General features: G+C 72.6%; 9 protein-coding genes. 3 read left to right on the plus strand and 6 right to left on the minus strand.

What is annotated here, in order from left to right:
* Nucleotides 1-79: 79 nt before the first annotated feature.
* The 4 genes from ilvN to OIU81_RS10355 all read right to left on the minus strand — a co-directional run bounded on the left by ilvN (nucleotide 80) and on the right by OIU81_RS10355 (nucleotide 6909).
* The gene (ilvN, locus tag OIU81_RS10340; protein WP_030816355.1) at nucleotides 80-604 is read right to left on the minus strand and encodes an acetolactate synthase small subunit; all 525 of its coding nucleotides are present in this window, start codon (nucleotides 602-604) and stop codon (nucleotides 80-82) included.
* Nucleotides 605-644: 40 nt separating this feature from the next.
* On the minus strand, nucleotides 645-2513 hold the full coding sequence (locus OIU81_RS10345; protein ID WP_329146096.1) for an acetolactate synthase large subunit: 1869 nt from the start codon (nucleotides 2511-2513) through the stop codon (nucleotides 645-647).
* Nucleotides 2514-2721: 208 nt separating this feature from the next.
* The gene (locus OIU81_RS10350) at nucleotides 2722-5640 is read right to left on the minus strand and encodes a putative bifunctional diguanylate cyclase/phosphodiesterase (protein WP_443073961.1); all 2919 of its coding nucleotides are present in this window, start codon (nucleotides 5638-5640) and stop codon (nucleotides 2722-2724) included.
* 306 nt (nucleotides 5641-5946) lie between these two features.
* Nucleotides 5947-6909 carry a 2-hydroxyacid dehydrogenase gene (locus tag OIU81_RS10355; protein WP_329146097.1) on the minus strand — a complete coding sequence of 321 codons (963 nt, stop codon included), beginning with the start codon at nucleotides 6907-6909 and terminating at the stop codon, nucleotides 5947-5949.
* A gap of 88 nt (nucleotides 6910-6997) precedes the next feature.
* Between OIU81_RS10355 and OIU81_RS10360 the strand changes: the two genes are divergently transcribed.
* The 3 genes from OIU81_RS10360 to OIU81_RS10370 all read left to right on the plus strand — a co-directional run bounded on the left by OIU81_RS10360 (nucleotide 6998) and on the right by OIU81_RS10370 (nucleotide 9782).
* Nucleotides 6998-8038: an aldo/keto reductase gene (locus OIU81_RS10360; RefSeq protein ID WP_329146099.1), complete on the plus strand. Its 1041-nt coding sequence runs from the start codon at nucleotides 6998-7000 to the stop codon at nucleotides 8036-8038.
* A gap of 230 nt (nucleotides 8039-8268) precedes the next feature.
* Complete coding sequence (locus OIU81_RS10365) at nucleotides 8269-9441, plus strand: PQQ-dependent sugar dehydrogenase (protein ID WP_329146101.1); 1173 nt, start codon at nucleotides 8269-8271, stop codon at nucleotides 9439-9441.
* Nucleotides 9442-9527: 86 nt separating this feature from the next.
* Nucleotides 9528-9782: a DUF6191 domain-containing protein gene (locus tag OIU81_RS10370; protein WP_329146103.1), complete on the plus strand. Its 255-nt coding sequence runs from the start codon at nucleotides 9528-9530 to the stop codon at nucleotides 9780-9782.
* Nucleotides 9783-9786: 4 nt separating this feature from the next.
* Here the strand turns inward: OIU81_RS10370 and OIU81_RS10375 are convergent, their stop codons facing one another.
* Both OIU81_RS10375 and OIU81_RS10380 read right to left on the minus strand, forming a co-directional pair.
* Nucleotides 9787-12909, minus strand: coding sequence for a helix-turn-helix transcriptional regulator (locus tag OIU81_RS10375; RefSeq protein WP_329155014.1), 3123 nt, complete (start codon nucleotides 12907-12909; stop codon nucleotides 9787-9789).
* A 139-nt stretch (nucleotides 12910-13048) separates the two neighbouring features.
* Nucleotides 13049-13234 (minus strand): hypothetical protein, encoded by a 186-nt coding sequence (locus OIU81_RS10380; RefSeq protein ID WP_329146105.1) that lies wholly within the window; start codon nucleotides 13232-13234, stop codon nucleotides 13049-13051.
* Between the last annotated feature and the right edge of the window lie 83 nt (nucleotides 13235-13317).

A 13317-nucleotide genomic window follows, 5' to 3' on the forward strand; every position in this document is an offset into this window, starting at 1 on the left:
TGCCCACACAGTACGTCGGGCGGGGCGGGGAAGGGCGGGGGGTCTCGCCATGCGGTCCATGTGCGCCGCGGCGAGGGGATCAGGCCGAACGGTCCAGGGCGCGCAGCGAGCGGTCGGTGATGGACCGGGCGCCACGGCCTATGGCGATCGTGCCGGACTGGACGAGTTCCTTGATGCCGAACGGCTCCAGCATCTTGAGCATCGCCTCCAGCTTTTCACTCGACCCGGTGGCCTCGATGGTGACGGCCTCGGGCGAGACGTCCACGGTCTTGGCGCGGAAGAGCTGGACGATCTCGACGATCTGCGAGCGGGTCTCGTTGTCGGCGCGGACCTTCACCAGGACCAGCTCGCGCTGGATGGCGGCACCCGGCTCCAGCTCGACGATCTTCAGCACGTTGACGAGCTTGTTGAGCTGCTTGGTGACCTGCTCCAGCGGCAGCGACTCCACGCTGACCACGATGGTGATGCGGGAGATGTCGGGGTGTTCGGTGACCCCGACCGCGAGTGAGTCGATGTTGAAGCCGCGGCGGGAGAACAGTGCGGCGATCCGGGCGAGGATGCCGGGGGTGTTCTCCACCAGGACGGAGAGCGTGTGCTTGGACATGGTCTTCTCTCTTCTTCCGTGCGTCCGTGTCGTCCTGGGCTCAGTCGTCTTCGTTGTCGCCGAAGTCGGGACGCACGCCCCGGGCGGCCATGACCTCGTCGTTGGAGGTGCCGGCGGCGACCATCGGCCACACCTGGGCGTCCTCGTGCACGATGAAGTCGATCACGACCGGGCGGTCGTTGATGGCATTGGCCTTGGCGATCACCGCGTCGAGTTCGGCCGGGTCCTCACAGCGCATCGCGACACAGCCCATCGCCTCGGACAGTTTGACGAAGTCCGGGACGCGGGTGCCGCCGCTGGCCTTGCCCGCCGTCACGAGCCCGTTGGACTCGGGGCCGGAGTGCAGCACGGTGTTGGAGTACCGCTGGTTGTAAAAGAGGGTCTGCCACTGGCGCACCATGCCCAGCGCGCCGTTGTTGATGATCGCGACCTTGATCGGGATGTTGTTCAGCGCGCAGGTGACCAGCTCCTGGTTGGTCATCTGGAAGCAGCCGTCGCCGTCGATCGCCCAGACGGTGCGGTCCGGCTGCCCGGCCTTGGCGCCCATGGCGGCGGGCACGGCGTAGCCCATCGTGCCGGCGCCGCCGGAGTTCAGCCAGGTCGAGGGCTTTTCGTAGTCGATGAAGTGGGCGGCCCACATCTGGTGCTGGCCGACGCCCGCGGCGTAGATGGTGTCGGCCGGGGCGAGCTTGCCGATCCGCTCGATGACCTGCTGCGGGGAGAGGGTGCCGTCGTCCGGCAGGTCGTAGCCCAGCGGGTAGGTGTCGCGCCAGCGGTTGAGGTCCTTCCACCAGGCGGTGTAATCACCCCGGTGGCCGGCGTCGTACTCGGCCTGGACGGCGACGATCAGATCGGCGATGACCTCGCGGGCGTCACCGACGATCGGCACGTCCGCGACGCGGTTCTTGCCGATCTCCGCCGGGTCGATGTCCGCGTGCACGACCTTGGCGTACGGCGCGAAGGAGTCCAGCTTGCCGGTGACCCGGTCGTCGAAGCGGGCGCCGAGGGTGATCAGCAGGTCCGACTTCTGCAGCGCGGTGACGGCGGTGACCGCACCGTGCATCCCGGGCATCCCGACGTGCTGCGGGTGACTGTCGGGGAAGGAGCCCAGCGCCATCAGGGTGGTGGTGACGGGGGCGCCGGTCAGCTCCGCGAGCACCTTCAGCTCGGCGGTGGCGCCGGACTTCATCACGCCGCCGCCGACGTAGAGGACCGGGCGCTTGGACTCGACGATCAGCCGGGCGGCCTCGCGGATCTGCTTGGCGTGCGGCTTGGTCACCGGGCGGTAGCCGGGCAGCTCGGTGTGCGGCGGCCAGGCGAAGGTGGTCCGTGCCTGGAGGGCGTCCTTGGCGATGTCGACCAGGACCGGGCCGGGCCGGCCGGTGGCCGCGATGTGGAACGCCTCGGCGATCGTCCGGGGGATCTCGGCGGGGTCGGTGACCAGGAAGTTGTGCTTGGTGATCGGCATCGTGATGCCGCAGATGTCCGCCTCCTGGAAGGCGTCCGTACCGATCGCCTTGGACGCGACCTGGCCGGTGATCGCCACCAGCGGGACGGAGTCCATGTGGGCGTCGGCGATCGGGGTGACGAGGTTGGTGGCACCCGGGCCCGAGGTCGCCATGCACACGCCGACCTTGCCGGTGGCCTGCGCGTATCCCGTCGCGGCGTGACCGGCGCCCTGCTCGTGGCGCACCAGGACGTGCCGGACCTTCGAGGAGTCCATCATCGGGTCGTACGCAGGAAGGATCGCGCCGCCGGGAATGCCGAACACGGTGTCGGCCCCGACCTCCTCGAGCGAACGGATCAGCGACTGCGCGCCCGTGACGTGCTCGACGGCGGGCTGCTGCGATCCGCCGGAGGTACGGGCCCGCGGCTGCGGATGGTGGGCCCCGGAGGCCTGCTCGGTCATCTGCGTCTCTTCTCGAAGCTGAGGGTTTTGACGGATTTGTGAGGTTGCTGTGCAACAAAAAACCCCCCGTGCCAAGTGGCAAGCGAGGGGAGCGCGTCGGTGCGGTTAGCCGGGTTTCGTCAGTGACCCGGCCTCAGCCGACGCGCTTTCCAAGTACGAGAATTCGGGTGCGCATGGCACAGACCCTCCCCCCGCCGTACACCGGGTGTCAAGTGGGTGGGACGGAGGTCTCACTATTTGAGCGCAATGGCGGATGCACGATCGATTCCGGGCCCGCCGGACCGCCCTGACGTACGGGCAGGCCGCTGCCGGTGAGCACCACCGCCCGGCTCTGGACCGCGAGGTCCGGCACCGGATAGTGGGCGTGCGTCAGGGACCGCCGCAGCCGGGGTTCGTCGAGCGGCCCTGAGAAGGCCGTCCCCATGCCGTGCGTACAGCCCATGGAGCGCAGGGCGAGCACCTGCTCGGGCAGATCGACGCCGTCCGCGACGGACTGCATGCCCAGGTCGCCGGCGATCCGCAGCAGCCCGGCGGTGATCTTGTGCAGCCGGGCGGACTCCACCACTCCGTCGACCAGCCCGCGGTCCAGCCGCAGGACGTCGACGGGGAGCCTGCGCAGCGCGCTGATGGCGGCGAATCCGCTGCCGAAGCCGTCCAGGGCGATCCGTACGCCGAGCCGGCGCAGCGCGACGAGCCGGCGCTCGAGGTCGTCCAGCGGAATGCGCGGATCGCTCTCGGACAGCTCCAGGACGAGCGCGCGCGAGGGCAGGCCGTGCCGGGTGAGGAGCGACTCCACGCCCTTGGGGGACAGCGCCTGGTCCAGCAGCCGGCGGGCCGGGAGGCGGACCGCGACCGGGACCGGATAGCCGGCGCAATGACGGGCCGCGGCCTGCTCGACGGCCGCCTCCAGCTGCCAGCGGTCCAGCTCCGCCGCGCGGTCGCCGTCCTCGGTGAAGCGGCCGCGGTCGCCGACCCGCAGGAACTCCGCGGGGGTGAAGAGGATGCCCTGGGCGGAGCGCCAGCGGGCGTGCGCCGCGACCGCGGTGACCCGCCCGCCGGCCAGCTCGACCACCGGCTGGTGCAGCAGGGAGAAGGCGCCGTCGTGCAGGGCCGTACGGAGCTTGGTGGCGAGCTCGGCACGGTGAGCCACCTCGGTCTGCATCTGCGGGGCGTACAGCTCCACCCGGCCCTTGCCGGCCTGCTTGGCGCGGTACATCGCGAGGTCCGCGTTGCGCAGCAGGCCCGCGGGGCTAACGCCCGGCTCGGCGAAGGCCACCCCGATGCTGGCCGCCACCCGCACCTCACGGCCGTCGATGCGGTACGGATCGGAGAGCCGGATGCGCAGCCGGTCGGCGATCTCGTGGATCCGGAATTCGCGGGCGGCGGGGTCGCGGGTGCCGTCGCCGGTGATCAGCGCGGCGAACTCGTCGCCGCCCAGCCGGGCCGCTATGTCCCCGGCGCGCACCGAATCACCGAGCCGGCGGGCGGCCTGGATCAGCAGCTCGTCGCCGGCCTGGTGGCCGATGGTGTCGTTGACCTGCTTGAAGCCGTCGAGGTCGATGTAGAGCACGGCGGTGTCGTGGTCGCTGGCACGGCGGCCGGTGACGGCCTGGGTGACGCGTTCGGTGAACAGGGCGCGGTTGGGCAGGTCGGTGAGCGCGTCGTGCGAGGCGTTGTGCTGGAGCTGGGCCTGCAGCCGGACGCGTTCGGTGACATCGCGGGAGTTGAAGATCAGGCCGCCGTGGTGGCGGTTGACCGTGGACTCGACGTTCAGCCAGCCGTCGCCGCCGGAGCGCTGCTCGCCGGCGCGGAAGCGGCACTCGATCCGGGTGGTGGGTTCGTCCTCGGGGGTGGCGGCGAGGAATCTGCGGACCTCGTGCACCACCCGGCCCAGGTCCTCGGGGTGGATCAGCGAGGCGAGTTCGGAGCCGACCAGCTCCTCGGCGTCGCGCCCGTAGACACCGGAGGCGGCCGGGCTGACGTAGTGGAGCACACCGGTGGGGGCGGCGATCATGATGACGTCGCTGGAGCCCTGCACCAGGGAGCGGAAGTGGTTCTCCTTCTGCGCCAACTCCTGGGTGAGGGTGATGTTGTCGAGCAGCATGATGCCCTGGCGGACGACCAGCGCGAGGACGACCGTGCAGCCGGTGAACAGCACCACGCGGTCGATGCGCCGGCCGTCCAGGACGTTGGTGAGGATGCCCAGCGTGCAGACGGCGGCGGCGAGATACGGGGTCAGTGCGGCCAGCGAGCCGGCGATGGGACGGCTGCCGTGCGAGGGGGCCCGGCGCGCGGCGGGCCTGGCCTCCTGCTGGGTGCACTCGTCGCCCGCGCGGCGGGCGACCCATGGTGCGTACGCGAGGAGTATGGAGCCGGCGAACCATCCGGCGTCCAGGATCTGGCCGGAGCGGTAGTGCTCGCGCAGCAGCGGGGAGCTGAACAGGGCGTCGCACAGCACCGTCAGCGCCAGGGCCGCGACCGCGGTGTTGATCGCCGAGCGGTGCACCGAGGAGCGCCGGAAGTGCAGCACGAGCACCATGCTCACCAGCACGATGTCCAGCAGCGGATAGGCCAGCGACAGTGCGCTCTGGGCCACGCTGCGGCCCTGGAAGTGGGCGGTGTGGGCGAGCGCGAGGCTCCATGAGAGGGTGACCAGCGACCCGGCGATCAGCCAGGAGTCGAGCCCCAGGCAGACCCAACCGGCCCTGTTCACCGGCCTCTTGGCGAGCACCAGCAGACCGACGATCGCCGGTGGCGCGAACAGCAGGAAGCAGAAGTCGGCCAGGGAGGGGCTGGGTACCGTGGTCCCCTCGATGACCTCGTACCAGCCCCATACGCCGTTGCCGAGGCCGGCCATCCCGGAGGAGGCGGCGAACAGCATCCAGGCGGGGCGGAAGCGGGTGCGGCGCTTGCGGGCGTACAGGCCGCAGGAGACGGCCGCCAGCAGTGCCGCGAAGCTGAGGCCGAAGTCCCCCATGAAGGCCGCGACTTCGGGCGACCCCCAGCCGAAGGCGGCGCCGACGGCATAGCCGCCGCAGACCACGGCGAGGACGACCTGCGGCACCGCGCTCGGCGGATTGCCGGCCGGTGCCGGCGGCCGGGAGAGCATCGCCCCCGGGGCGCTCACCGGATTCTCCTGCTCACCCGCACCGGGCGCCGTCGCGAGCGGCGCTCCTGGGGGCCTTGCAGTATCCCCGCGGGCGCTCGTGGATCGCGCTTCTCGCGCATCGTCCATCGGTCGTACATCGCCCGTCGCCCCCCTCGAGTCCCGGATCCTTCGCATCGCGCCGTGTCCTTCCCGGCGTCGTCCCCGCTCGGACGATACACCAGTTCCGTCACTCAGGGACATAGCGTCTCTACGGAGCGTGACTGGGGGCGGAATTGCGAATACTCCCCGCAGTCTTACGGACTCGTAGCGCTACTCGCGACCGCTTCAGCCGGCGGTGGCGACCACGTTCCGCAGGGGCTCGCCGGCCGCGAAAAGCGTCAACTGATCCCTCAGCAGCCGCTTCGCACGGGGCAGAAAGGCAGAGCTGGGGCCGCCGACGTGTGGAGTGATGAGCACGCCGGGAGCGTGCCACAGCGGATGCCCGGCGGGCAGGGGTTCCGGATCGGTGACATCGAGCGCCGCGCGCAGGCGCCCGGACTGGAGTTCGGCGAGCAGTGCCGCGGTGTCGACAATGCCGCCGCGCGCGATGTTCACCAGCAGTGCGCCGTCCTTCATCCGCGCCAGGAAATCGCGTCCGACCAGGCCACGCGTCGCTTCGGTGAGCGGGGCCGCCAGCACGACGACGTCCGCGTCGGGCAGGAGGGCGGACAGGTCGGAGAGTGGATGCACGGGGCCGCGCACAGTGTCACGCGCGGTGCGTGCGATGCGCACCACCCGCGCACATTCAAAAGGTGTGAGCCGGTCTTCGATGGCACTGCCGATCGAACCATAGCCCACAATGAGGACCGATTTGTCGGCAAGCGCGGGCCGGAGGTCCGGCCGCCACTCCCCCGCGTCCTGGCCCCGTACGAAGTCGGGAACGCCGCGCAGCGCGGCGAGGATCAGCGTCAGCGTCAGCTCCGCGGTGCTGGCGTCGTGCAGCCCGCGGGCGTTGCACAGCCGGGCACCCGACGGCATCCGGGACAGCCCCGGCAGCATGTGCTCGATACCGGCCGTGAGGGCCTGCACCACCCGCACCCGGCTCATCCGGGACAGCGGGCGCAGGCTCACCTCCGGGTCCTTCATATAGGGGACCGCGTAGAAGACGCACCGCTCCGGGTCGGCCGGGTAGTCGGGGCCGGCGTCCCAGTGGACGTAGCGGAGGCCGCCGGGGAGCCCCTCGATCTCGTCGGGCGGGATCGGGAGCCATACGTCATGCGCCTCGGTGCGCCGGTCTGCGGTTGCCATGACCGCAGGCTATGCGAAGAGATGTTCTGCTCAGACGTTAGTTTGGTCTGGCCCTTGAGCGGGGGCGAGGGGATGGAGGCACAACCAGGTGGAGCGCAGGACAATCGGTGCGGCGGCCCTCGAAGTGGGCGCCATCGGACTCGGCTGTATGCCGATGAGCTGGGGGTACACCGAGTCGCAGCGCAGCTTGGACAGCTCGCTGCGGGCCGTGCACACCGCGCTGGACCGGGGGTGCAGCCTGCTCGACACCGCCGACATGTACGGCCCGTTCCTCAATGAGCTGCTGGTGGGGCGGGTGCTCAAGGAGCGGCGGGCGGAGGCGTTCGTCTCGACCAAGTGCGGTCTGCTGGTGGGCGAGCAGCACATCGTCGCCAACGGGCGGCCCGGCTACGTCCGGCGTGCCTGTGACGCCTCGCTGCGGCGGCTGCAGACCGACCGGATCGATCTCTACCAGCTCCACCGGGCCGATCCCGAGGTGCCCATCGAGGAGACCTGGGGGGCGATGGCGGAGCTGGTGGCGGCCGGGAAGGTGCGGTCGCTGGGGCTGTGTGCGGTGGGCGCGCGGGCGACGCGGCCGGCTCGCGCGGGCCGTACGGAGCGGCGGCCGGCCGGCGGCGGGCCGCGGCGGCGCTCCCGGATGCACGACGGCACGCTGGCCCAACTGGAGCGGATCCAGCAGGTGTTCCCCGTGAGCAGCGTGCAGGCCGAGCTGTCGGTGTGGTCGCCGGAGGCGCTGGAGGAGCTGCTGCCGTGGTGCGCGTCGCGGGGCGTGGGCTTCCTGGCCGCGATGCCGCTGGGCAACGGCTATCTGACCGGCACCCTCACCCCGGGGCAGGGCTTCGAGCCGGAGGACATAAGGGCCCGTCACCCGCGCTTCACCGCCGAGATGATGGCCGCGAACCAGCCGGTGGTGGTCGGGCTGCGCCGGGTCGGCGCGCGGCACGGCGCGACGCCGGGGCAGGTGGCACTGGCCTGGGCGCTGGCGCAGGGCCGGCACGTCGTCCCGGTGCCCGGCACGAAGAAGGAACGCTGGGCCGCGCAGAACGCCGAGGCGGCGCAGCTGACGCTCACCCGCGAGGACCTGGCGGAGATCGCCGCGCTGCCGCCGGCGCGCGGGTCCTGGTACTAGGGCCCGCACAGTCCCGTCGTCCGCCCGGAGCCGGGCGGGATGTTGCGGACACGCCCCGGGGGCCCGGTTCCGCCGGATGCCTCCGGACGCGTGTGCGCGCCGCGGGGGCGCGGTCCGGCCGTCCGCGGGATCATGGCCGGTGGGAGTGGCTCCGCAACGGCCGGGGCACGGGCGTCGGGCGGTGCGATGTGGTGGGGTGGTGCCCGCCCCGCCGACGAGAGGACCCTGCCGTGCAACGCCGTACCCACACCGCCGTGTTGGCCACCGCTTCACTGCTCCTGGCAGCGGGCTGCTCCTCCGGTGGCACAGCGCCCCGGGGCGGCGGGGCCTCCGCAGGCCCGGCGCACAGCGGCGCCGCCTCGCCGGGCGCCACCCCGTCGTCCGCCGCGCCGCCCGCCAAGGGCTCGGTGAAGGTGACCGCCACCCTGGTGAAGGGGCTGAAGTCGCCCTGGGGCGTGGCGGTGCTGCCGGGCGGGGACCTGCTGGTCTCCTCCCGTGACACCGGGAAGATCGTCCGGGTCTCGGCGAAGAACGGGAAGATCACCGAGCTGGGGTCGGTTCCGGGCGTGGACCCGGGCGGCGAGGGCGGTCTGCTGGGGATCGCGGTGTCCCCGTCGTTCGGCACCGACCATCTGGTGTACGCCTACTTCACCACCGCGTCCGACAACCGCATCGCCCGCATGGTCTACGACGACAAGCGCCCGCCGGGCAATCAGCTGGGCGCACCCGACACGATCTTCAAGGGCATCCCCAAGGGCGAGATCCACAACGGCGGCCGGATCGCCTTCGGCCCGGACCGGATGCTCTACGCCGGCACCGGCGAGACCGGCGACACGGGGCTCGCCCAGGACAAGAAGTCCCCGGCCGGCAAGATCCTGCGGATGACGCCGGACGGTGAGCCGGCGCACGGCAACCCCGAGGCGGACTCGGTGGTGTACGACTACGGCCACCGCAATGTGCAGGGGCTGGCCTGGGACGGCGACAAGCGGCTGTGGGCCTCGGAGTTCGGCCAGAACACCTGGGACGAGCTCAACCTCATCGAGCCGGGCAGGAACTACGGCTGGCCCGAGGCCGAGGGCAAGGCCAGCGGCAAGGCGGCGGGTTCGGGGTTCGTGAACCCGGTCGAGGAGTGGCGGACCGCGGATGCCTCGCCCAGCGGCATCGCCTACGCCAAGGGCTCGATCTGGATGGCCTCGCTGCGCGGCGAACGGCTGTGGCGGATCCCGCTGAACGGGACCGAGCCGGTGGCGGCCCCGCAGGCCTTTCTCCGAGGCACCTACGGACGACTGCGGACGGTCGTGGCGGCCGGCGACGGCACCTTGTGGCTGGTCACCAGCAACACGGACGGCCGGGGCACGCCGCGCAAGGGCGATGACCGAATCCTCCGCCTCACGGTGAGCTGATCCGGCTGATCCCCTTTTCGGGTGGCCTGCCTACACTCGGGTACGGGGGGACGGGTGTACGTCACACCGCAGAGGGGACAGGCACCATGTTCAATGTCGTGGAAGAGCTGTTCGCGCCGGGCCGTCAGCACACCGAGGACGAGCGGCAGAAGATGACGCTGGTCGTCGATGACGTGGGGGACGCCGACCCCTCGAAGGGGCCGATCGACCTCTCCTCGGGGACCGTGGTCGTCAAGGCGCCGCAACAGCAGCAGGACACGGCGGACCAGGGCCAGGCGGGGCCCGTCCGGGCTGACCCGCAGGACTCCCGCCCCGGCCGCGCGCTCCCGCCGCCCGGGTGAGGCGTCACGCACCCCGGACGGACACCCCCGGCACCGGTTCGCCGAAGAGACGCAGGCGGTGGGCCACCGCCCCCGCCTCGCCGCGGCCGGAGACGCCCAGCTTGGCGAGGATGTGAGAGACATGGACGCTGGCGGTCTTCGGCGAGATGAACAGGGCGTCGGCTATCTGGCGGTTGCTGCGCCCGTCGGCGACCAGGCTGAGCACCTCGCGTTCGCGCGGGGTCAGCCCGAGTGCGGCGGCGGGGGCGGGCTCCTCGGCCTTGCCACGGCCGCCGCCATCGCCGTCGCCCTTGCCGCCGCCACCGGCGCCGTCGGCCGGTATCAGGCCCGGCAGGGGAACGCGGGCCCGCTGGGCGAGCAGTGCGATCTCCTCGGCCAGCGGACGGGCGCCCATCGTGACCGCGGCGGTGTGCGCCTGGGCCAGCACGAGGACGGCGGCCTCGCGCGGGGTGCGGCCCTGCAGCCCGGCGCCGGCCCGCTCACCGGCCTGGAGCAGTGATTCGGCCCAGCGGTAGCAGGCCCGGGCGAGCTCGTGCGGGCGCTCCAGCGGTTCGAAGGCGGCGACCGCGTCGGCCCAGGCGTCCGGGCTCTCGCGGCCCTCGGCGCGGCGGAGTTCGGCGTCCACCGCGAGGCCGTACGCCACCGAGACCGGCAGGAGCCGGGGCAGCCGCTTGGCGGCCTGCCGGACGCGGTCGAGGAAGGCGGCCCGTCCCGGCCCCGCGGCCGGCAGACCCCGGGCGTCCGACTCCACGGCGGCGGCCGACCACAGCAGCGGCCAGGCGTAGCGCTGGGTGCCGGGCGGGAACCCGTCGCCCAGGGCCCGTTCGGCGAGGGACCGGGCGTCGAGGAGGCGGCCCTGGCGGGCGGCGATCCGCAGGGCGTGCCGGGCCATGGGGAGGGTGTGCTGGGGCTGGGGGTCGTGGGTTCCGTAGTGCTCGCGGGTGACGGCGAGTTCCCGTTCGGCCTCGGCGAGGTCGCCGCGGTCCAGGGCGAGGTGGGTGAGGCGGTTCGCGGCCAGCGCGAGCGACCGGGGGCTCTGGGCGAAGCGGCGCGCGTCCGCGGCGGCCCGGCCCGCCTCCTGCCAGCGGCCCAGCGACTGGAGCGATTCGGCGCGGTTGCCCAGCACCCAGCTGGTGCGGTCCTTGAGGCCGTAGCGGGTGGCGAGTTCGACGCCCTGTTCGGTGACCTCGACGGCCTCGCGGGAGCGGCCGATGCTCTCCAGGACGGACGGGAGATTGACGTGGCCCCGCCCGACGATGCTGAAGTAGCCGCGGTCGACGGCGCGCTCCAGGGCCGAGCGGAGCTCCGCGAGGCCCGCCTCGACGTCCCCGGCGTCCACCCGCAGGCTCCCCAGCGTCACCAGGGAGTTGAGCTCGGCCTCTTCGTCGCCCACCAACAGGGCGAGCTCCACGGCGCGTTCGGCGGTCGTGAAGGTGCCGGGGCCCGGTTCGTGCAGCATCGCCCAGCTGGCGACGGACGCCATCACGGCGGCGTGCACGGGGGACGGCGGCAGGCCGCGGACCAGCTCCTGGGCGGTGCCCAGGTCCTCCCAGCCGTCGCCGCGGCCGGTGCCCTGGCACAGCCGCGAGCGCTGCATCAGGAACCACGCCGTGCGCAGGGGGTCACTCTCGCCGCGCAGGGCCCGCAGGGCGCGCTTGGTGATCGTGAAGGCCCGCTCGGCGTCGCCGGACAGGCGGGCGGCCACCGCGATCTCGGCGAGCAGATCGAGGAAGCGCAGGGCGTCGTCGTTGCAGCCGCAGGCCGGGTAGGCCTCGGTGTAGTCGACGGGGCGGACCCCGTGGCGGACCTCCGGGGGCGCGTCGTCCCACAGCTCCAGGGCGCGGTCCAGCAGCCGCAGCTGCTCGGCGTAGGCGTGGCGGCGGCGGGCCTGGACCGAGGCGGCGAGGACGGCGGGCAGCGCCTTGGCGGCGTCATGGGCCTTGTACCAGTAACTGGCCAGGCGGGCGGCGCAGAGGTCGGCGCGGACCAGCGCGGGGTTGGCCTCCAGGGCCTGGGCGTAGCGGCGGTTGAGGCGAGTGCGTTCCCCGGGGAGCAGATCGTCGACGACGGCCTCGCGGGCGAGGGCGTGCCGGAAGCGGTAGCCCTTGCCGTCCTGGGTGGGCACCAGGGTGTTGCTGCCGACGGCGGCCCGCAGCGCCGCGATGAGGTCGTCCTCGGGCATCTGGCAGACGGCGGAGAGGAGTTCGTGTTCGACGGTGGAGCCGCCCTCGGCGGCCGTGCGCACCACCCGCTGGGCGTCCTCGGGGAGCGCCTCGACGCGCACCAGCAGCAGATCGCGCAGCGGGTCGCTCAGGCCGTGCAGACAGCCGTCGGCGAGGCCACGGGCCAGTTCCTCGACGAAGAAGGCATTGCCCTCGGAGCGCTTGAAGACCCGGTCGACGGTGTCCTCCTCGGGAGCGCTGCCGTTGATCCCGGCGATCTGGGAGCGGACCTCGTCGCGGGTGAAGCGGGCCAGCTCGATGCGCTGGACCGTGCGCATCCGGTCGATCTCGGCGAGGAAGGGGCGCAGCGGGTGGCGGCGGTGGATGTCGTCGGAGCGGTAGGTCGCCACCAGCAGGACGTTGGCGTCGTGCAGGGCCCGCAGGAGGTAGGCGAGCAGTTCGCGGGTGGAGCGGTCGGCCCAGTGGAGGTCCTCGACGACGAGGACGAGGGTGCGGTGGGCGGCGAGCCGCTCCAGGAGGCGCGCGGTCAGCTCGAAGAGGCGGGCGCGGCCGATCTCCTCGTCGTGCACCCCGCCGGGCGTTTCCCCCAATTCGGGCAGGATCCGGGCGAGTTCGCCCTCCTGGCCGGCGACGGCGGCGGCCAGTTCGTCGCGCAGATGCCAGTTGAGGGTGTGCAGGATCGCGGAGAACGGGGCGAAGGGCAGGCCCTCGGAGCCGATCTCGATGCAGCCGCCGAGCGCGACGAGCGCGCCCTGGCCGCGGGCGGCCTCGCAGAACTCCTCGATGAGGCGGGTCTTGCCGACGCCGGCCTCCCCGCCGATCAGCACGGCCTGCGGCTCGCCGGTCGCCGCGATGCGGGCGAGCGCGGCGCCGAGCGCGGTGAGTTCGGCCGCGCGGCCGACGAACACGGGACTGACGGACCTGGTCTCCACGCCGCTGAGCATCGCACAGGGGTCTGACAGTCCGGCAGTGGATTTCGGCAGCCGGAACGCCCGGCCCGGTGCGGGGAGCACCAGGGGCCGGGCGGGCGGTGTGCGGTCCGGCGGCGTGGCCGGCGCGGTGGGTGTCACGGGCGGCGCCCGGTCAGGCGGTGGCGCGGCGGACCCGCGCCCACCGGCCCCGTGCCCTCACCCGCCGTTCCGGTTCATCGCCCCCGGGGTGGGCGGCGGCGCCGCGGCCGGCGATCGCCTCACGCGCCAGACGCTCCCGGTCGGCCGCGCGGCGCAGCTCTTCGTGACGGATGCGGATCTCCAGCTCGGAGTGGAACACGGTGTCTCCCTGACGACGGTGAGGTGGTGTGGTGCTGCCTCGACGGCTTGTCGATGTGCTCAAGCCTCGTCGCCAAGGGGGGT

The sequence above is a fragment of the Streptomyces sp. NBC_01454 genome (assembly GCF_036227565.1).
In the GTDB taxonomy this organism is placed as follows: Bacteria; Actinomycetota; Actinomycetes; order Streptomycetales; family Streptomycetaceae; genus Streptomyces.